At 72.0% G+C, this 19,180-nt stretch carries 18 protein-coding genes and 1 riboswitch; of the genes, 7 read left to right on the forward strand and 11 right to left on the reverse strand.

Annotation, left to right across the window (positions count from 1 at the left end):
• Nucleotides 1-21 precede the first annotated feature (21 nt).
• A complete protein-coding gene (locus tag AC3WXD_RS29975) occupies nt 22-903 on the forward strand; it encodes a segregation and condensation protein A (RefSeq protein WP_020204334.1) in 882 nt (293 codons plus the stop codon).
• A gap of 153 nt (nt 904-1,056) precedes the next feature.
• Nucleotides 1,057-1,905 carry a pantoate--beta-alanine ligase gene (gene panC / locus AC3WXD_RS29980; protein WP_029043881.1) on the forward strand — a complete coding sequence of 283 codons (849 nt, stop codon included), beginning with the start codon at nt 1,057-1,059 and terminating at the stop codon, nt 1,903-1,905.
• 42 nt (nt 1,906-1,947) lie between these two features.
• Here the strand turns inward: panC and AC3WXD_RS29985 are convergent, their stop codons facing one another.
• Nucleotides 1,948-3,444, reverse strand: a complete 1,497-nt coding sequence (locus AC3WXD_RS29985) for a Fic family protein (RefSeq protein ID WP_492325282.1) — start codon at nt 3,442-3,444, stop codon at nt 1,948-1,950.
• Nucleotides 3,445-3,632: 188 nt separating this feature from the next.
• On the reverse strand, nt 3,633-4,832 hold the full coding sequence (locus AC3WXD_RS29990) for a PepSY-associated TM helix domain-containing protein (protein ID WP_059411086.1): 1,200 nt from the start codon (nt 4,830-4,832) through the stop codon (nt 3,633-3,635).
• A 277-nt stretch (nt 4,833-5,109) separates the two neighbouring features.
• Between AC3WXD_RS29990 and AC3WXD_RS29995 the strand changes: the two genes are divergently transcribed.
• Nucleotides 5,110-5,670, forward strand: a complete 561-nt coding sequence (locus AC3WXD_RS29995; protein ID WP_020204331.1) for a GNAT family N-acetyltransferase — start codon at nt 5,110-5,112, stop codon at nt 5,668-5,670.
• Here AC3WXD_RS29995 and AC3WXD_RS30000 read toward each other — a convergent pair.
• Both AC3WXD_RS30000 and AC3WXD_RS30005 read right to left on the reverse strand, forming a co-directional pair.
• On the reverse strand, nt 5,667-6,398 hold the full coding sequence (locus AC3WXD_RS30000; RefSeq protein WP_059411082.1) for a nucleotide-binding protein: 732 nt from the start codon (nt 6,396-6,398) through the stop codon (nt 5,667-5,669). The genes AC3WXD_RS29995 and AC3WXD_RS30000 overlap by 4 nt on opposite strands.
• A 114-nt stretch (nt 6,399-6,512) precedes the next feature.
• Nucleotides 6,513-8,057, reverse strand: coding sequence for a cobyric acid synthase (locus AC3WXD_RS30005; protein ID WP_454732121.1), 1,545 nt, complete (start codon nt 8,055-8,057; stop codon nt 6,513-6,515).
• A gap of 83 nt (nt 8,058-8,140) precedes the next feature.
• Here AC3WXD_RS30005 and cobU point away from each other — a divergent pair, with 83 nt between their 5' ends.
• The 4 genes from cobU to AC3WXD_RS30025 are packed head-to-tail and all read left to right on the forward strand — an operon-like array spanning nt 8,141 to nt 11,790.
• The gene (cobU, locus tag AC3WXD_RS30010) at nt 8,141-8,863 is read left to right on the forward strand and encodes a bifunctional adenosylcobinamide kinase/adenosylcobinamide-phosphate guanylyltransferase (protein ID WP_020204328.1); all 723 of its coding nucleotides are present in this window, start codon (nt 8,141-8,143) and stop codon (nt 8,861-8,863) included.
• The gene (gene cbiB, locus AC3WXD_RS30015; protein WP_492325283.1) at nt 8,857-9,828 is read left to right on the forward strand and encodes an adenosylcobinamide-phosphate synthase CbiB; all 972 of its coding nucleotides are present in this window, start codon (nt 8,857-8,859) and stop codon (nt 9,826-9,828) included. The genes cobU and cbiB overlap by 7 nt, the downstream gene beginning before the upstream one ends.
• Nucleotides 9,825-10,862: a threonine-phosphate decarboxylase CobD gene (gene cobD / locus AC3WXD_RS30020; protein ID WP_492325284.1), complete on the forward strand. Its 1,038-nt coding sequence runs from the start codon at nt 9,825-9,827 to the stop codon at nt 10,860-10,862. Before cbiB ends, cobD begins: the two co-directional genes overlap by 4 nt.
• Nucleotides 10,863-10,884: 22 nt before the next feature.
• A complete protein-coding gene (locus tag AC3WXD_RS30025; protein ID WP_492325307.1) occupies nt 10,885-11,790 on the forward strand; it encodes a cobalamin-binding protein in 906 nt (301 codons plus the stop codon).
• Between the two features lie 15 nt (nt 11,791-11,805).
• Here AC3WXD_RS30025 and AC3WXD_RS30030 read toward each other — a convergent pair whose 3' ends face one another.
• From AC3WXD_RS30030 to AC3WXD_RS30060, 7 genes are read right to left on the reverse strand one after another with little or no spacing between them, the layout of a single operon-like run.
• Nucleotides 11,806-12,381 (reverse strand): histidine phosphatase family protein, encoded by a 576-nt coding sequence (locus AC3WXD_RS30030; protein ID WP_492325285.1) that lies wholly within the window; start codon nt 12,379-12,381, stop codon nt 11,806-11,808.
• A complete protein-coding gene (locus AC3WXD_RS30035; RefSeq protein WP_492325286.1) occupies nt 12,366-13,130 on the reverse strand; it encodes an adenosylcobinamide-GDP ribazoletransferase in 765 nt (254 codons plus the stop codon). The genes AC3WXD_RS30030 and AC3WXD_RS30035 overlap by 16 nt, the downstream gene beginning before the upstream one ends.
• Before the next feature lie 30 nt (nt 13,131-13,160).
• On the reverse strand, nt 13,161-14,201 hold the full coding sequence (gene cobT, locus AC3WXD_RS30040; protein WP_492325287.1) for a nicotinate-nucleotide--dimethylbenzimidazole phosphoribosyltransferase: 1,041 nt from the start codon (nt 14,199-14,201) through the stop codon (nt 13,161-13,163).
• Between the two features lie 45 nt (nt 14,202-14,246).
• Complete coding sequence (gene cobO / locus AC3WXD_RS30045) at nt 14,247-14,894, reverse strand: cob(I)yrinic acid a,c-diamide adenosyltransferase (protein WP_492325288.1); 648 nt, start codon at nt 14,892-14,894, stop codon at nt 14,247-14,249.
• Nucleotides 14,891-15,742 carry an ABC transporter ATP-binding protein gene (locus AC3WXD_RS30050; RefSeq protein WP_492325289.1) on the reverse strand — a complete coding sequence of 284 codons (852 nt, stop codon included), beginning with the start codon at nt 15,740-15,742 and terminating at the stop codon, nt 14,891-14,893. The genes cobO and AC3WXD_RS30050 overlap by 4 nt, the downstream gene beginning before the upstream one ends.
• Before the next feature lie 5 nt (nt 15,743-15,747).
• The gene (locus AC3WXD_RS30055) at nt 15,748-16,755 is read right to left on the reverse strand and encodes a FecCD family ABC transporter permease (protein WP_492325290.1); all 1,008 of its coding nucleotides are present in this window, start codon (nt 16,753-16,755) and stop codon (nt 15,748-15,750) included.
• 12 nt (nt 16,756-16,767) lie between these two features.
• Nucleotides 16,768-18,687: a TonB-dependent receptor plug domain-containing protein gene (locus AC3WXD_RS30060; protein ID WP_492325308.1), complete on the reverse strand. Its 1,920-nt coding sequence runs from the start codon at nt 18,685-18,687 to the stop codon at nt 16,768-16,770.
• A gap of 196 nt (nt 18,688-18,883) precedes the next feature.
• A riboswitch (cobalamin riboswitch) is annotated at nt 18,884-19,130 on the reverse strand.
• Between the last annotated feature and the right edge of the window lie 50 nt (nt 19,131-19,180).

Consider the following 19,180-nt stretch of genomic DNA (forward strand, 5'->3'; position numbering starts at 1 on the left):
GCCGCGCCGCCCCCGCCCCCGATGAACCAGAGCGAGCAGGACAAGCTGTCGCTGGCGATCGAGCTGCCGAGCGTCGCGCCCGGCCAGGACTCCACGCCCGCGGCGGTGGACGGCATGGCCTTCGCGCGCCTGTACGGCGAGCCGCTGTTCAAGCTGCCGCAGGATCTCTACATCCCGCCGGACGCGCTCGAGGTCTTCCTGGAAGCGTTCGAAGGCCCGCTCGACCTGCTGCTGTACCTGATCCGCAAGCAGAACTTCAACGTCCTCGACATCCCGATGGCGCAAGTGACGCGCCAGTACCTCGCGTATATCGAGCAGATCCGCAAGAGCAACCTGGAACTGGCCGCCGAGTACCTGCTGATGGCGGCCATGCTCATCGAGATCAAGTCGCGCATGCTGCTGCCGGTCAGGAAGACCGACAGCGACGAGGAAGCCGAGGACCCGCGCGCCGAACTGGTGCGCCGCCTGCTGGAATACGAGCAGATGAAGCTCGCCGCGATGCGCATCGACCAGGTGCCGCAGCTCGGCCGCGACTTCCTGCACTCGCAGGTGTACATCGAGCAGAGCCTGGCGCCGCGCTTCCCCGACGTGGAGCTGACGGACCTGCAGGCCGCCTGGGCCGACGTGCTCAAGCGCGCCCGGCTCAACCAGCACCACAAGATCTCGCGCGAGGAATTGTCGGTGCGCGAGCACATGAGCAACATCCTGCGCCGCCTGCAGCATGCGCGCTTCATGGAGTTCACCCAGCTCTTCGACGAAGCGGTGCGCTCCGGCAAGGGCGTGCCGGTGGTGGTGGTCAACTTCATCGCCATGCTCGAGCTGTCGCGCGAGTCGCTGGTCGAGATCACCCAGGCCGAGCCCTTCGCGCCGATTTATGTGCGATTGGCGTACATTCCCAACTAGTCCGCATTCCCCGGCGCCGTCCGAACGGCGCGACTTGCTCTACAATCCGCCGACAGCCGGCGCCGACAAGAGCGCCAGCCCGGTTCCCCACCCGCCGCCATCCGCGCGGGACCACGCCGGGCATACTCCTACCACGACCAGCACACCAACTTCATGAAAGTCATTTCCTCCATTCACGAGTTGCGGGACCAGTTGCGCGGGCAGAACCGGGTGGCCTTCGTGCCGACGATGGGCAACCTGCACGAAGGGCACCTGTCGCTGATGCGCCTGGCGCGCCAGCACGGCGACCCGGTGGTCGCCTCGATCTTCGTCAACCGGCTCCAGTTCGGGCCCAACGAAGACTTCGACAAGTACCCGCGCACGCTGCAGGATGACATCGAGAAGCTGCAGAAGGAAGGCGTCTATGTCCTGTTCGCGCCGACCGAGCGCGACATGTACCCCGAGCCGCAGGAATACCGCGTCGAGCCGCCGCACGACCTCGGCGACATCCTCGAAGGCGAGTTCCGCCCCGGCTTCTTCAAGGGCGTGTGCACCGTGGTGATGAAGCTGTTCTCGTGCGCGCAGCCGCGCGTGGCCGTGTTCGGCAAGAAGGACTACCAGCAGCTCATGATCGTGCGCCGCATGGCCAACCAGTTCGCGCTGCCGATCGACATCGTGCCGGCCGAGACCGTGCGCGCCGAGGACGGCCTCGCGCTGTCCTCGCGCAACCGCTACCTGACCCCCGGCGAGCGCGCCGAGGCGCCCGTGCTCTACCAGACCCTGCACCAGGTGCGCGACACCGTGCTGGCCGCCAACAGCGCCAGCGCGGACCTGGCCGCGATCGAGGCCGGCGCCGTGTCCGCGCTGGCCGCGCGCGGCTGGAAGCCGGACTACGTCGCGGTGCGCAAGCGCGCCGATCTGCAGCCGCCCAGCCGCGAGGAGTTCGTCGCCGGCGAGCCGCTGGTGGTGCTGACCGCCGCCAAGCTCGGCGCCACCCGCCTGATCGACAATCTCGAGATCTGAGCCGCGGGCGAAGGCCGGCCGGTCGCGGCGGCGCCCTGGGTGTCAGGCCGGCTCGCCGCCATCCTCGTCGTCTTCGAGCACCTCGCGCACGGCGTCCTCGATGAGGCCGAAATACGCCTCCGGCACTTTGTTCGCATACCGCTTTCGTTTCTTGTTGGAGAGGGTTCCGCCCGCGTCCAGGCAGATGACGACCAAGGTGCTGAGGTCGCTTCCGATCATGTCCACCTGATCGTTCACCCGGCGCAGCACCTTGTCGTACCGCTGGAGGAAAACGGTCTCCTGGCGCAGTTCCACATCCAGTGCCAGCGCGGCCATCCTGAAACCGAACTCCACGCACGGGGTGGCATCCCAGAAGCGGAAGATGGCGTCATCGGCCTTGAAGTCGAACGTGTATTCGCCTTCACCGATCCAGCTGACTTTCACCCGCTCCCTGGCCGGGCGCGAATACGATTGCAGCGCAGCCAGGTACTCGTCCTCATGGTGCTTCATCGCCACCGACACCGGCAGAAGCAGGCCTTTGGCCAGCTTGCCCGAGCTGCACAGGGCCTTGTGAAACATGAAGCGGGACAAGCGGCCATTGCCATCCCAGAACGGGTGGATGAATACGAACCCGAATGAGGCGATGCCTGCCGCGACGATCGGGTCGATCTGGCCCGGCGCATCATTGGCGAATGCCATCCACTCGGCCATGAGCGGCTCGACAAGCTCGGGCCGCGGCGGCACGTAGGTAACGCCGCTGGCGCCACGGCCAGGGCCGCGCAGCCAGTTCTGCCCGGTCCTGAACTGGTCGGCCTGCAGATGGGGATTGCTCACCGTCGACGACTGGAGCTCGCAGAGGTAGTCCTCGCTGAGCCGGCGGCCGTCGTGAGCCTGGTGGAGCAACTGCACGAAGAGCTCGGCTTTGTCCTCGCTGGGCGTTTCGCGCTCAATGGCGTAGGAGTCCTCGGTCTCATGGAGGTACGCCCACGCCAGCGCGCGGTCGCGCATTTCGGGCCCCAGGCCGTCCAGGAATTCGGCGGTACGCTCCAGGACCCGGCTTTGGATGCCGGCCATGATCGCCGGCGTGCGTTCCACCGTGGCGCAGTAGGCGAGCGTGCCCAGGCCGTTGAAATTGACCCGCCATCGTGGGTCGCGCCGCGCCAGCCCCGTCACGTAGCGGGCCGGGTCGAACACGTCAACGTAGGCGGCCGTGGTTTCCGGATGCCCTGCCAGCCGTTGCCCCGTGAAATGCTCCCAGAGGTAGGCTGCCACTCGCACGTACTGGCCATTCGGCGTATCGCAGACCGCCCGCAGCACGCGCTGCGCGGGAATCAGCGGCAGTGCCTGTGCAAGCACCTGGAGATTCACGCCTTCGTGTTTGAGCGCGAACAGGAGGTGTTCAAGCCTGTCTTCGGTCCGGGGCGCAACCGAAGCCGGCACCGCGATGAAACCGTGCTCGACGAGCACGCGCGTGACCGGCCGGACCTCCGCCTGGCGCTTGAGAGGAAAAGCAGATAGCCCGTCCGCGCGGCGCAAGAACTCGTATCCCACCACGGCCATGTTTTTCCTCACCGGACAATGATTTCTCTCAGAATCACAGTGTAGGACAGGCTTTTGTTCAGTAGTGCCCCAAACAACACGCCGTCGGGGAGGGCCCACGTGCATCGCACACATGGATTTTCTTCAGCGAGACCGGATTTTATTCAGAAACGCCGAAATTCCCTGAATTTCTTTGTCGGCATCTCGCCTCAGGCGCCCCTGACCCCGCCGACCTGCGCCCGCGCCATCGTGCGCGCGACATGCCTGCGGTGGCCGCGCCGCCGCTTCCACCAGATCAGGAAGCCGGTCAGGCCGAACGCCAGCGGCGCCAGGCCGAACACCGAGATGAAGATCCGCCCGGGCAGCCCGAACGCCTCGCCGGTGTGCAGCGGGTACATCCAGTTGAGGAAGGTGTCGCCGGCGGGCGCCTTGAGCGGATCGCGCACCGCCACGCGCTGGCCGGTATGGGCGTCGAGCCAGAGCCGGGTGGCGCCGGTGTCGCGGCGCACCTCGCCGGGCTGGCGCAGGCGCACTTCGAACGGATCGCCGGGCTTGCGCGGGAAGCTCACGCGGGTGACTTCGGCCGCCGGGTACAGGCCGCGCGCGGCGGCGACCGCCTGCGTGATGTCCAGCAACGGCGTGCCGGCCGGCGCGGGCGCCGAGACCGGCTTGCCCGGCGGCGTCACCGTCATCACGCTGGCCACGATCGGCGTCACCCACTTGGGCAGGTTCAGGTACCAGCCGGAGAACGCCATCGTGGCCAGCACCGGCGCGGCGAAGATGCCGGCGGTGCGGTGCAGCGAGTAGTTGAAGCGCGACCACGAGCCGCCGTGGCTGATGCGGAACGCGCGCAGCAGCGCGCGCGGCCGGGGCTTGGGCAGCCACAGCAGCACGCCGGCCACGACCAGCACCAGCACCAGCATGCCGGTCACGCCGAGGATGGTGCGCCCGGTCTCGCCGGACAGCAGGTAGTGGTGCAACTGGAACAGCGTGGGCATCAGCAGCGGGCGCGACAGGCCCGGCTGGCCCCAGATGCGCTCGCCCTTCACCGCCAGCGTGACCGGGTCGACCATGACCTGGCGCGAGCGGCCCTCGCCGCCCGGCCCCTTGAGCGGATACCAGGCGACGAAGACCTCGCGCGGCGAGGACGGCAGCATCAGCATGCGCGGCCGGCCATAGCGCGGGTCGGCTTCGAGGCGCCCGGCGACGGCCTTGATGGTGGCCGGCGCCAGCGGCATCGGCACGTCCGCCGTGGCGGTCAGCAGTTCGGGATTGATCAGCGCGTCGAGCTCGTCGCGCCAGGCGATGGTGGTGCCGGTCAGCCCCAGCATGATGAACAGCAGCCCCAGCGACAGGCCGATGTACAGGTGGGTCTTGACGATGACGACGCGCAGGCGGCCGGTGACCATGAGGACGGGAATCCGTGTGTGGGGTGGGTAAGGCGCACAGCATGCGGCGACAGCAGGCAAGAGTACCTGGCAGGCCGCCGGCAACAATGAGAATGCGAAGGATTCGCGATTCTATCAGGACGGCCGCGCGGCTGTGCATTGGCTGTGTAGCGGCCATATGTCAGCGGTGTCAGCAATGCCGGCGGTGCCGGCGGACGCGCGAGTTGGCGCAGAATGTCGGTCCGGGGCCGGCGCGGCCCCAGGAACCGCCGGTCCCCTGGACCGGACCGGCCAAACCATGACCGACATGAACAGGACCATCGAACTGACCCCGGCCGGCCCGCACGACGCGGCGCTGGTCGCCTCGCTCCACGCGCGCAGCTGGCAGCACGCCTACCGCGGCATCCTGCCGGACGGCTACCTGGAGCACGAAGCCCCGGCGCAGCGCCTGCGCACCTGGCACGCGCGGCTGGTGGAAGGCGCCGAGGCGCCGCTGGAGGTCACGCTGGCGCGCGTGGACGGCGAGCCGGCCGGCTTTTCCTGCCTGCAGCCGCAGGCCGAGCCGGCCTTCGGCATCTACCTGGACAACCTGCATGTGATGCCGCAATGGCACGGCACCGGCGTGGGCAAGCGCCTGCTGGCCGCCTGCGCGCGCCGCGTCGCCACCGGCTGGCCCGGGCAGCCGCTGTTCCTCTACGTGCTGGACGCCAACGCGCAGGCGCGCGAGTTCTACCGGCGGCTGGGCGGCGCCGAGAGCGAGCCGTTCGAGGACCCGTTCCCGGGCGCCGGCCTCATCGTGACCGTGCGCCGTGTCAGCTGGGGCGACGTGGGCGCCCTGCTCGCGCGGCTGGGCGGCTAGGCCGCCGAGGCATCGTTGGCCGCATCGGGCGCGGCCTCGGGCAGCGCCGACGCGCCCGGCGCCCGCGGCGCGCCGGCCCCGGTGGCCCCGTTGGCCCTGGCGGCGGCGGGATCGAGCCAGCCGATGATCGGCTGCCACTGCTCCCAGTCGCGCGCCACGCGCGACGGCGCCACGTCCCACAGCGTCAGGCCGTGCGCGGCCAGCTGCACGTAGTTCTGCGTGTCGCGCAGGAAGCCGAGCACCGGCAGCCCGAGCCCCGCCACGAAGCGCTGCAGCTGCTCGGCCGCGCGCGTGCGCAGGTCCACCCGCATGCCGATCACGCCCACCGCCACGTCGCCGTGGCGCACGCGCTTGTCGTCGGCCAGGCGCGCGAGGAAGTCCTGGGTGGCGAGGATGTCGAACATGGATGGCTGCAGCGGCACCACCACGCGGTGGGCCAGCTTCATCACCTCGTTGAAGCGCCAGCCGTGCAGGCCGGCCGGCGTGTCCAGCACCACATGCGTGGTGCCCTTGGGCGGCCGGGCGATGTGGTCGGAGCTGATTTCCCAGGTGCGGATCGCGGGCGCCGTGGGCGGGCGCAGGCCCAGCCACGCACGCGAGGACTGCTGGCGGTCGGTGTCGCCCAGCATCACCGCGTGGCCGGCGCGGGCAAAATAGCCGGCCAGGTTGGTGGCCAGCGTGGTCTTGCCTACGCCGCCCTTGGGATTGGCGATCACGACTACGGGCATTTCCGGGCTCTCCGCAAGCGATTTCCAGGGCGGCCGCCATCGGGCGCCGCATCGGCTCCTGCCGCCCGCGACGCCGATGCCGCCGGCCCTGGCGGCGCGGGCCCGCGTGCGAGTTTAGCAGTTGGCGGCGGCTTCGTGACAGCCGCCCGCGGGCGTTTGCAGCGGGGCAAACAGCGCGGCCAGGTCCAGATGGGCGGCCAGCGTGTCGGCCAGCCGCGCCAGCGAGGCCTCGCGCAGCGCCGCCAGGTCCACGCCCTCGGCCCGCGCCAGCCCGGCCCAGCGCAGCAGCGCGCCGCACGCGGCGGGCTGGTCGAACAGGCCGTGCACGTAGGACGCCAGCACCTGCCCGTCCTCCGACAGCGCGCCGTCCGGGCGCGCGCCGTCGAGCCACAGCGCCGGCCGCGCCAGCGCCGGGCCGGTGCTCACGCCCATGTGGATCTCGTAGCCCTGCACCGCCGCGTCCCCGCTCTCCAGCGCCAGGCGCCCGGCCACCACGCGCAATTGCTTGTGCGGCGCCAGCTCGGTGGCGTAGTCGAGCAGGCCGAAGCCGTCGCTGCCGCCGGCCGGGCCTTCGTGGCCGGCCGGGTCTTCCACGCGCCGGCCCAGCATCTGCATGCCGCCGCAGATGCCGATCACCTTGCCGCCGTAGCGCAGGTGCCGCCGCAGCGCCGCTTCCCAGCCGTTGGCGCGCAGGAAGGCGAGGTCGGCGCGCACGCTCTTGCTGCCGGGCAGCACGATCAGGTCCGCTGGCGGAACCGGCATGCCGGGGCCGACGAAGCGCAGGTCCACCTGCGGATGGGCGCGCAGCGCGTCGAAATCGGTGTGGTTGGAAATGCGCGGCAGCACCGGCACGATCACGCGCAGCAGCTCGCCGTGCTTGGCCGCCTGCGCGCCGATGATGGCGTCCTCGGCATCCAGGTGCAGGCCGTGCAGGTAAGGCAGCACGCCCAGCACCGGCTTGCCGGTGCGCGCCTCGAGCCAGTCCAGGCCCGGCTCGAGCAGCGCGATGTCGCCGCGGAAGCGGTTGATGACGAAACCCTTCACGCGCGCGCGCTCCGAGTCCGACAGGCAGTCGAGCGTGCCCACCAGGTGCGCGAACACGCCGCCGCGGTCGATGTCGGCCACCAGCACCACCGGGCAGTCGACCGCCTCGGCAAAACCCATGTTGGCGATGTCGCGCTCGCGCAGGTTGATCTCGGCCGGGCTGCCGGCGCCTTCCACCAGCACCACCTCGTAGGCATCCGACAGGCGCCGGTGCGACGCCAGCACCGCCTGCATCGCCACCGGCTTGTAGGCGTGGTAGTCGCGCGCACTCAGGTCCATGCGCGCCTGGCCGTGGATGATGACCTGCGCGCCGGTATCGCTGCTGGGCTTGAGCAGCACCGGATTCATATCGGTGTGCGGCGCCAGCCCGGCGGCCTGCGCCTGCAGCGCCTGGGCGCGGCCGATCTCGCCGCCGTCGGCGGTGACGGCGCTGTTGAGCGCCATGTTCTGCGGCTTGAACGGCGCCACGCGCACGCCGGCGCGCGCCAGCAGGCGGCACAGGCCCGCCACCAGCGTGCTCTTGCCCGCGTCGGAGGTCGTGCCCTGCACCATCAAGGTACCGCGCAAGCCACCCGGCAGCGCGCCGGGACCGGCTTCGGAGAGAGGATTTTGCATCGCGGGATTATCGCACCCGCCTGCGCGCCGGCGGCGGCCTCGCCGAGCGTGCGGAGCCCGGATGCGCCCGCTACAATACCCGGATGACGCCGGCCAACGCTTCCGCTACCGCCACCGAGCCCGCCGCCACGGCCACCGCCGTGCCGCAAGGCGAGCGTGCGCCCCGCGCCGCTGCGGCGCCGCATGCCGCCGCTGCCACCGCTGCCGCCGGACCGGCGCGCCAGCTCACGCTGGTGCTCGGCGGCGCGCGCTCCGGCAAGAGCCATTTCGCCGAGCAGCTGGCCACCGACCACGCCGCCGCCTGCGGCGGCCCCGTCACCTACATCGCCACCGCGCGCCACGACGACGACAGCGCCGACGAGGAAATGCAACTGCGCATCGCGCTGCACCGCGCGCGCCGCCCGGTCGACTGGGGCCTGGTGGAAGCGCCGCTGCACCTGGCCGACGCGCTCTACGCCAACGCCACCCGCGACGGCTGCATCCTGGTCGACTGCGTCACGCTGTGGCTCAACAACCTGCTGTTCCTCGACGCGCGCAGCTATCCCGAGCACGGCCTGGTGACGCCGCCGCCCGCGTTCACCGAGGAAATCGACGCGCTGCTGGCCGCGCTGCCCACGCTGCCCGGCCACGTGATCCTGGTCTCCAACGAGATCGGCTTCGGCGTGGTGCCGATGGGCGCCATCACGCGCTTCTACGTCGACGAACTGGGCCGCCTCAACCAGAAGCTGGCCGCCGCCGCGGACCGCGTGCGGCTGGTGGTGGCCGGCATTCCCGTGAGCGTCAAGGGCGCCGATCCGGCGTGCTGATACTGTCCGCGCTTTTCACCTGGCCCGCCTGCGTGGCGGCGGCCGTGGCCGGCGTGCTGCTGGACCAGTGGCTGGGCGAGCCGCGCCGCTGGCATCCGCTGGTCGGTTTCGGCAACCTCGCCGCCGCGCTCGAGCGGCGCGTCAACCGCGGCGGCGCGCCGCTGCGCCAGCGCATCGCCGGCATCGGCGCGTGGCTGCTGATGGTGCTGGTGCCCGCCGCACTCACCGCCCTGCTGGTGCAGGCCGCCGCGCAACTGAGCGTGGCGCTGGCCTGGCTGCTGCAGGCGCTGGCGTTGTACGCCGCGCTCGGCGCGCGCAGCCTGCACCAGCACATCGCGCCGATCGCCACCGCGCTCGCGCGCGGCGACCTTGCCGAGGCGCGCCGCCTGACCGCGCGCATCGTCTCGCGCGACACCGCCGACGCGGACGCCGAGGCGGTGGCGCGCGCCGCCTGCGAGTCCGCGCTGGAAAACGGCAACGACGCCGTGTTCGGCGCGCTGTTCTGGTTCCTGCTCGGCGGCGCGCCGGCCGTGGTCGCCTTCCGCCTGGCCAACACGCTCGACGCGATGTGGGGCTACCGCACCCCGCGCCTCGTGTATTTCGGCTGGGCCGCGGCGCGGCTCGACGACCTGCTCAACCTGATTCCCGCGCGCCTGACCGCGCTGTCCTACGCGCTGCTCGGCCACACCGCGCAGGCGCTGCGCTGCTGGCGCGCGCAGGCGCCGGCCTGGTCCAGCCCCAACGCCGGGCCGGTCATGGCGGCCGGTGCCGGCGCGGTCGGCGTGGCCCTCGGCGGCCCCGCGCGCTACCACGGCGAATGGGAAGACCGCCCGCCGATGGGCGCGGGCGCGGCCCCCGGCAGCGCCGAAGTGCGGGCCTGCCTGCGGCTGGTCCGGCGCACCTTGTGGCTGTGGCTGGCCCTTGCCGCCGCCAGCGCCATCCTCCTTCATTTCTTGCCCGCATGACCATGCCCATCCGCCACGGCGGCGACCTGCTCGCCGCCGAGCGCCGCTACGGCCGGCCCGCCGCCGGCTGGCTCGACCTCTCCACCGGCATCAACCCCGACGGCTATCCGGTGCCGGCGCTGCCCGCCGACGCCTGGCAGCGCCTGCCGCAGGACGACGACGGCCTCGCCGCGCTGGCCGCGCGGGCCTGCGGCGCCGCGCACGCGCTGCCGGTGGCCGGCTCGCAGGCCGCCATCCGCGCGCTGCCGCTGCTGCTGCGGCCGGGCCGCACGGGCGTGGCCGCGCAGGGCTACAGCGAATACGCGCCCGCCTTCGCGCGCGCCGGCCACGAGGTGGTGGCGCTGGCCGAGGCGGACTTCGCGCGGCCGGACCTGCCCGCGCGGCTCGACCACCTCGTGGTGGTCAACCCCAACAACCCGACCGCGCGCACGCTGGCGCCGGACACGCTGCTGCGCTGGCACGCGCAGCTGGCCGCGCGCGGCGGCACGCTGCTGCTCGACGAAGCGTTCATGGACTGCACGCCCGCGCTGTCGCTGGCGGCGCACGCGCACCGGCCCGGGCTGGCGGTGCTGCGCTCGCTCGGCAAGTTCTACGGGCTGGCCGGCGTGCGCTGCGGCTTCGTGCTGGCCGAACCCGCGCTGCTGGCCGCGCTGTCGGCGCATCTCGGCCACTGGACCGTGGCCGGCCCGGCGCGCGCGGTGGCGCGCCTGGCGCTGGCCGACACGGCCTGGCAGGACGCTACGCGCGCGCGGCTGCGCCAGTCCGGCGAGCGCCTGGCGGCGCTGCTGCGCGCGCACGGGCTGGCGCCCGCGAGCCATGCGCTGTTCAGCTGGGTGCCGCACGCCGATGCCGCGCGGCTGCACGACGCGCTGGCGCGGCAAGGCGTGTGGACGCGGCTGTTCGACGCGCCCGGCAACGGCGCGCCGCCGAGCCTGCGCCTGGGTTTGCCGCCGGCGCGCGACGACGCCTGGCAGCGGCTCGACGCCGCCCTGGCCAGTGCTTGCGGCCACGCCTCCAATCCCACCCATGCATGAGCCGCACATGAGCCGCCCGCCGATGATCCGCGCCCTGCTTTCCCTCTCCGTCCTGCTCGGCTGTGCGCTGTGCGCCGGCGCCCACGCCACCGTCTCGGTGGTCGACGACGCCGGCCAGACCGTCACGCTGGCGCAGCCCGCGCAGCGCGTGATCTCGCTGGCGCCGCACGCCACCGAGCTGCTGTTCGCCGCCGGCGGCGGCGCGCGCATCGTCGGCACGGTGAGCTACAGCGACTATCCGCCGCAGGCGCGCGAGATCCCGCGCGTGGGCGACAACAAGGCGCTCGACCTCGAACGCATCGCCGCGCTCAAGCCGGACCTGATCGTGGTGTGGCGCCACGGCAATGCGCAGAAGCAGACCGACCGCCTGCGCGCGCTCGGCCTGCCGCTGTTCTTCAGCGAGCCGCGCAAGCTCGACGGCATACCCGGCAATATCGAGCGGCTCGGCACGCTGATGGGCACCGAACCCGCCGCCGGCGCCGCCGCGGCCAGCTTCCGCCAGCAGATCGACAAGCTGCGCCAGACCTACGCCGCGCGCGCGCCGGTGACGGTGTTCTACCAGGTCTGGCAGCAGCCGCTGATGACGCTCAACGGCCAGCACCTGATCAGCGACGTGCTGGCGCTGTGCGGCGGGCGCAACCTGTTCGCCAGCGAATCGCTGCTGGTGCCGACGGTCTCGGTGGAGTCGGTGGTGGCCGGCAATCCCGAAGTCATGATGACCGCGAGCATGGGCGCCACGCGCGCCGACCGCCCGCTGCCGGACTTCGCCATGTGGGAGCGCTGGAAGCAGGTCACGGCGGTGGCGCGCGGCAACCTGTACGCGATCGACGGCGACCTCGTCAACCGCGCCGGGCCGCGCCTGGCGCGCGGGGCGGAGATCATCTGCAAGGACCTCGACGAAGCGCGCGCCAGGCGGCCCGCGCAGTAGCGCCGAGACGGATCGTCAGATCCGGTTCCACCAGCGCAGCCGCGCCGCGCCGCCGCCCAGCGCGAAGCGGCAACTGGCGCCGAACGCCAGATCCCAGCCCAGCGTGGTGGCCAGCGGCACGCCGAGCCAGTGCGCGGCCAGCATGCGCATCGGCCCGGCGTGCGTGACCACCCACAGGCAATCGCCCGAATCCGCCGGCAGCGCATCGGCCCAGGCCGCCACGCGCGCCAGCGCCGCGGCCGCGCTCTCGCCGCCGTGCGGCGCCGCGTGCAGCAGGTCGGCGGCCCAGGCGTCCAGCTCCGCGCGCGGCACCGCGTCCCAGGCCAGCCCTTCCCAGCTGCCGAAATCCAGCTCGCGCAGGCGCGCGTCGGGCTCGGGCACGAGCGCATGGCCCGCGGCCAGCAGCGCCGCGGTCGCCCGCGCGCGCTGCTGCGTGCTGCACAGGATGCGCCGCGGGGCCAGCCCATCGAGCGCGGCCAGCATGCGCGCCGGCGCGGGCGCGACCGGCTCGGCCAGCGCGAGGTCGAACGCGCCGTAGCACAGGCCCGGCGCCACCTGCGGCTGCGCGTGGCGGATCAGGACCAGGTCCATGCCGCCGCCACGAGGTAGATCAGCAGTTCGGCCAGTTGCTGCGCCATGCCGAGGCAGTCGCCGGTATAACCGCCGATGCGCCGCACGAAGTAGCGGCCCAGCAGCCAGCGCAGCAGCGCCAGCGCGGCCAGCGCGGCGCCGGCGAACGCGGGCGACACCAGCAGCAGCGGCAGCGCGCCGCACAGCAGCGCGAAGGCCAGGCCGAAGCCGGACAGGCGCTGCGCCACCGGCTTGGCCTTGCCTTCGGGACGCACGTAGTCGAGCGTGGCGAGATAGCTCGCCGCGAGCGCGCGGCTGGCGCCGTGCGCGGCCACCAGCACCAGCAGCAGGTCCGCGGTGCCGCCGCGCATGGCGATGGCCAGCAGCAGCTGCCACTTGAGCAGCAGCGCCATCACCAGCGCGATGGCGCCGAACGCGCCGATGCGCGAGTCGTGCATGATGCGCAGCACGTCCTCGGCCCGGTAGCCGCCGCCGAACGCATCCACGCAATCGGCCAGCCCGTCTTCGTGGAAGGCGCCGGTGGCCAGCAGCGTCACCGCCATGCCGAGCAGCAGCGCCACGCCGGGCGGCCACCATTGCAGCGCGCCCCAGCTCGCCAGCGCGCCGAGCGCGCCCACCAGCAGCCCCACCAGCGGGAAATAGCGCGCCGCCGCGTTCAGGTAGTGCGGCGCGAAGCCGACCCAGCGCGGCACCGGCACGCGCGTGAAATAGCCGACCGCGGTGAGGAAGTAGCGAAGTTCGTCGAGCATGGGCCGGTGCCTGGGAGCGATCCGCGCAGTCTACGCCGACGCCGTGCTGACGCCGGCGCCGCCGAAGGTGGCCATCTCGCGCAGGAACGCGGTGGCCGACACCAGCAGCGGATAGGCCAGCGCCGCGCCGGTGCCCTCGCCCAGGCGCAGGTCCAGCGCCAGCAGCGGCTCGGCGCCGAAGCGCGCGAGCAGCTCGCGGTGGCCGTGCTCGTGCGAGCAGTGCGAGAACACGCAGTAGTCCAGCACCGCGGGATCGAGGCGCTGCGCCACCAGCAGCGCGGCCGAGGCGATGAAGCCGTCCACCACGATCACCATGCGGCTGGCGGCGGCGGCCAGGAAGGCGCCGGCCATCATGGCGACCTCGAAGCCGCCGAACGCGGCCAGCGCGTCGAGCGGCTCGACCGCATCGGCATGCAGTTCCAGCGCCTGCGCCAGCACCGCGCGCTTGCGCGCGAGGCCGGCGTCATCCAGCCCGGTGCCGCGGCCGATGCAGGCGTCGAGCGGCGTGCCGGCGAGCCGGCTCATCAGGCAGGCGGCCGACGAGGTATTGGCGATGCCCATCTCGCCGAAGGCGATCACGTTGGTGCCCAGCTGCGCGTGGCGCAGCACACGCGCCATGCCGGCGGTGAGCGCCGCCTCGGCCTGCTCCGCGCTCATCGCGCGCTCCCGCGCGAAGTTGCGCGTGCCGGCGGCGATGCGGCAGTTGACCAGCCCCGGCGCCGCCGGCAGCGGCGCGCGCACGCCGGCGTCCACCACCTCCAGCGCCAGCCCGTGCTGGCGCGCGAGCACGTTGATGGCGGCGCCGCCGCCGAGGAAGTTGAGCACCATCTGCGCCGTCACCTCGGCCGGATAGGCGCTCACGCCGGCATCGGCGATGCCGTGGTCGGCGGCGAACACGATCACCGCCGGGCGCCGGAGCTCGGGCGCGGTGCTGCCTGTGATGAGGCCGATCCGCAGGGCCAGCGATTCGAGCCGGCCCAGCGCGCCGAGCGGCTTGGTCTTGGCGTCGATGGCAGCCTGCAGCGCCGGGCGGAGAGAAGCATCGAGCGGGACGATGGCGGGAAACTGCATGATGTTCGAATACTCGTAGTCGTTCTGGAATCGCGTAGCGCGAGCTTACATCTCGATGCCGCGCTGGGCCTTGATGCCTTGCTTGAACGCGTGCTTGACCGGCGTCATCTCCGTCACCGTGTCGGCGGCGTCGATCAGCGCCTGCGGCGCGCCGCGGCCGGTGATCACCACGTGCTGCATCGGCGGGCGCGCGCGCAGGTCGGCGATCACGGTGTCCACGTCGAGGTAGTGCAGCTTGAGCGCGATGTTGAGCTCGTCCAGCAGCACCAGGCCGATGGCCGGGTCGCGCAGCAGGCCGCGCGCGACTTCCCACGCGGCTTCGGCCTTGGCCACGTCGCGCGCGCGGTCCTGGGTCTCCCAGGTGTAGCCCTCGCCCATCACGTGGAACGCGCACTGGTCCGGGAAGCGGCGCAGGAACATTTCCTCGCCGCTCGGGATCGCGCCCTTGATGAACTGCACCACGGCGGCCTGCATGCCGTGGCCGAGCGCGCGCACCACCATGCCGAAGCCGGAGCTGGACTTGCCCTTGCCGTTGCCGGTGGTGATGACGATCACGCCGCGCTCGTCCTGCGCGGCGGCGATCTTGGCGTCGACCACGTCCTTCTTGCGCGCCATGCGCGCGTTGTGGCGCTCGTCGCGCGCGGCGTCTTCCGGCGTGGGGGTGGAAGTGGTATTGGAGTTGGGTTCGGTCATGATGAAATTCCGTCTTGTTCGTCTGGCCCGCCCGGGTGCGGGTGGAAGGCGCCGTGCGCGATCAGCGCGGTATGCCGGCCGTCGCTGACGCTGACGATCGGCGTGCGCAGCGCGTGCGAGCAGTGCGCCGGCGTGAGGACGTCGGCGGCCGCGCCGTGCAGGCACAGGCCGTCCTCGGCCAGCAGCAGCGCGTGGGTGGCGTAGCGGCGCGCGAGGTTGAGGTCGTGCAGGATCACGATCACGGCATGGCGGCCGGCGCGCGCCAGGCCCGCCATCGTGTCCAGCACCATGATCTGGTGGCGCAGGTCGAGGTGCGCGGCGGGTTCGTCGAGCAGCAGCAGCGGCGCCTGCTGCGCCAGCGTGGCGGCCAGCGAGACGCGCTGGCGCTCGCCGCCGGACAGGGTCAGCACGTCGCGCGCGGCGAGCGCGTCGAGATCGAGCTCGCGCATCACCGCGGCGACGACGGCATCGTCCTCGCGGCGCGCCCAGCCCCAGCCCGACAGGTGCGGATGGCGGCCGACCGCCACCGCGTCGCGCACGCGCATCGAGAAGGTGTCGCTGACCGCCTGCGGCAGATACGCGCGCTGCAACGCGAGCGCGGCCGGCGCGATCTCCAGCGGCGCGCGGCCGTCGAGCAGCACCGCGCCGCCGTCCGGCTTGCGCAGCCCGGCCAGCACCGACATCAGCGTGGACTTGCCCACGCCGTTGGGGCCGACCACGCACCACAGCTCGCCGGCCCGCACCGACAAGCTCAGGCCGTCGAGCAGCACGCGCGCGCCGGCGCGCAACTGCAGGGCCTGCAATTCCAGCACGGGACAGTTCGAGACGGGTTCGTTCCAGCTTGGCATCGGCATCAGCGCGGCCTGCGCAGCAACAGGAAGAGGAAGGTCGGCACGCCCAGCAGCGCGGTGATGACGCCCACCGGCAACTGCGTCGGCGCGATCACGGTGCGCGCCACCAGGTCGGCCGCCATCAGCAGCGCGCCGCCCAGCAGCGCCGAGGCCGGCAGCAGCAGGCGCTGGTCGTTGCCCCACGCGAGCCGCACCAGGTGCGGCACCACCAGCCCGACGAAGCCGATCGAGCCGGCCGAGGTGATGGCCACCGCGATCGCCACCGAGGCCAGCACGAACACCGACATGCGCACCGCGCCCACGCGCACGCCGAGCGCCTGCGCCACGGTCTCGCCCATCAGCATGGCGTTGAGCGCGCGCGCCAGCGGCATGGCCAGCAGCACGGCCAGCGCCAGCGCGCCGAGCGCGAGACCGTAGCTGGCGGTGCCGCCGAGGTCGCCGGTCAGCCAGAACAGCATGCCGCGCAGGCGCGCCTCGGGCGCCACGCTCAGGATCAGCGTGATCAGCGCGCCCCAGCCCGCGGCCAGGATCACGCCGGTCAGCAGCAGGCGCGAGCCGGCCTCGTGGTGGCCGCCCTGCACCTGCGGATGCAGCAGGTCGCGCCGCGCCAGCGTGGCCACCAGCAGCATCGAGAACAGCGCGCCGCCGGCGGCGCCGGCCTGCACGGTCCACAGCGGCCACATCATCAGCATGGCGCCGAGCGCGCCGGTGGCCGCGCCGCCCGAGACGCCCAGCACGTAGGGCTCGGCCAGCGGGTTGCGCAGCAGCACCTGCATCAGCGCGCCGGTCAGCGCCAGCAGGCCGCCGCAGGCGAAGGCCGCGGCCGCGCGCGGCAGGCGCAGCTCGCGCACGATGGCGCTGGCGGTGTCGGCGGTGTCGGCGCCGCCGCCGGCCAGCGCGTGCCACACCTGCGCCGCGCTCAGCGGCACGCTGCCCACCGCCAGCGACAGCACGAACACCGCCGCGCCGGCGGCGGCGAGCATCAGCCAGACGGCCAGCGCGCGGCGCATCTCAGGCCGCCGTCAACGCTGGCGCCAGCCCAGCGTGACAAAGCCGGCGCGCCCCTGCGTGTTGTAGGGATAGGCGAGCTGGTAGTTCTTGTCGAACAGGTTTTCCACGCGGGCGGCGATGAACCATTGCTTGTCGATGTTGTAGCGGGCGTTGAGGTTGACGATACCGTATCCGCCCAGCGTGCGCGAGCCGCTGTCCAGGCGCGCCGACGAAATGACCCACTCGCCGCCGAGGCGGAAGTCGCCGAACTGGCGGCCCACGTCGAAGGCGGCGTGGCGGCGCGCGCGGCGCAGCAACTGGGTGTTGTTCTGCTCGTCGAGCGGGTTCTGGAAGGTCACGCTGGCGCCCACGTCGGTGCCCAGCAGGCGCGCGCGCCACGAGGCCTCGACGCCCTGCACCTTGGCTTCGGCGACATTCTGCGCCAGGTACAGGCCATTGGGCTGCAGCGCCGAGACGATCAGGTTGTCGTAGCGGGTCTCGAACGCGGTCACGCGCAGCAGGCCGGCGCCGTCGGTGCTGTACTGCGCGCCGAGCTCGACCGAGCGGGCGCGCTCGGGCTGGATGCCGGGCTGGCCGTAGCCGGGGTAGTACAGCTCGTTGAAGGTGGGCGCGCGGAAGGCGTTGCTGGCGTTGGCGATCAGCTTGAACGCCTCGGTCAGGTTGTAGCCGTAGCCCGCGAAGTAGCTGGCCTGGCTGCCGAAGTCCGAGTAGTGGTCGTTGCGCACGTTGAGCTGCAGCTGGTGCTTGCCCAGGCGGCCGTCGTAGCCGGCGAACACCGAGGCGATATTGCGCACCGGCGTGGCGTAGGAGCTCGAATCGAGCTCCTGCTGCGCGTACTCGGCACCGAACAGCAGCGTGTGCGTGGGCGCCAGCGCGTATTCGTTCTGCCAGGTGTACTGGCGGTTGCGCGTGTTGAAGCGGCTGTCGAACAGGCCGTTCCTGGTCGTGGTGCTGCGGTCCTCGCTCTGCGCCACCTTGAAATGCGTGCTCCAGTCCCGGCCCAGCTTGCCGTTGACGAAACCCGATACGGTGTAGAGCTCGCTGTCCATCCACCAGACGTCGGTCGGCTTGCCCGAGGTACTGTCGTAGGACAGCTTGCTCTTGGAGTAATAGGCCGTGACGCCCGCGTCCCAGTCGCTGGTGAAGCGGTGCTTGACCTGGCCCGACACGCTCTTGTTGTCGTAGGGGTTGTCGTTGGGATTGGCCTTGGGCTGCTGCTGCGGGTTGACGGCGGAGAAACCGTCGGTCTTGAAGATCGAGCCGGTAAGGTTGAACGAGGTGTCGCCGACCTGGCCGCCGTAGCCCACCGTGGCCTGGCGCGTGTTGTTGCTGCCGTACTCGATCTGCGCGTTGGCCGCGGGCGGCTTGCCCGCGCCGGTCTTGGTGAAGATCTGCACCACGCCGCCGATGGCGTCCGAGCCGTACAGCGCCGACACGTTGCCGCGCACCACCTCGATGTGGTCGATCTGGTCGGGCAGGATGTTGGCCAGCTGCGCCGTGCCGCTGCTGGCCGACGACACGCGCACGCCGTCGATCAGGATCAGGGTCTGGTTGCCGTTGGCGCCGCGCATGAACAGCGTGGTGTTGGCGCCCATGCCGCCGTTGGCGGCGAATTCCACGCCGGCCTGCGAGCGCAGCAGCGTGCGCAGGTCGGGCGCCTGCGAGTTGACGATGTCCTGCTGCGTGACCACGGTGGTGTGCGGCAGCGCCTCGGTCAGCGCCTGCGCGGTGCGCGTGGCCGTCACCACCACCGGGGCCAGCGGCGTGGCGGCGGGTTGCGTGGCCGGTTGCGTGGCCGGTTGCGTGGCAGATTGCGCGGCGGGTTGTGCGACCGGTTGCGCAACGGCAGGCTGCGCGGCCGGCTGCGGCGCGGGTTCGCTGTCGGGCGCCGGCTGGGCCTGGGCCAGGCCGTGCGCGCCGGCGGCGAGCACGGCAAGCAGGCCGGCGAACAATGGCCGGCGCGCGCGCGCGGCAACGAGAACGGGAACAGACTGGCGAAGCGCCGGCGATGCCGGCCGGCGATGCCGGGAAGACGATGAACGCATGGTGCGAAGAGGGAGAGAGCAGCCTGGTCCGTTCCCCCGCGGACCGTCTGGCGACGAAGCGCGCCACGCATCCTGCGGAAGGCGGCGCACTCTCGTTCAGGCCGGTATCCGGGCTGGCGACACCAGTCCGACCGCCTTCCCGGACCTTGCGGTTCAGTGGCTGATGGGTCGGCCTTGCGATATTTCCGATCGCGGTCGCTTACCGTTGCGGGGGCAGCACAGGTTGGCCCGGCACGCGCCCTGGCGGCGGCGGCTGGCTCCCTGTTTCCCGTTGAACTGCAACCCTGTAGTGAACAGGATTGCGAGCACCTGGAACGTGCGCGAGTGTAGGCAGTTTCACCGCGAGCGTCAATGACGCCCCGCGCACCGCCCCGGGCCG

Source organism: Cupriavidus sp. FW216-B1 (assembly GCF_058789195.1).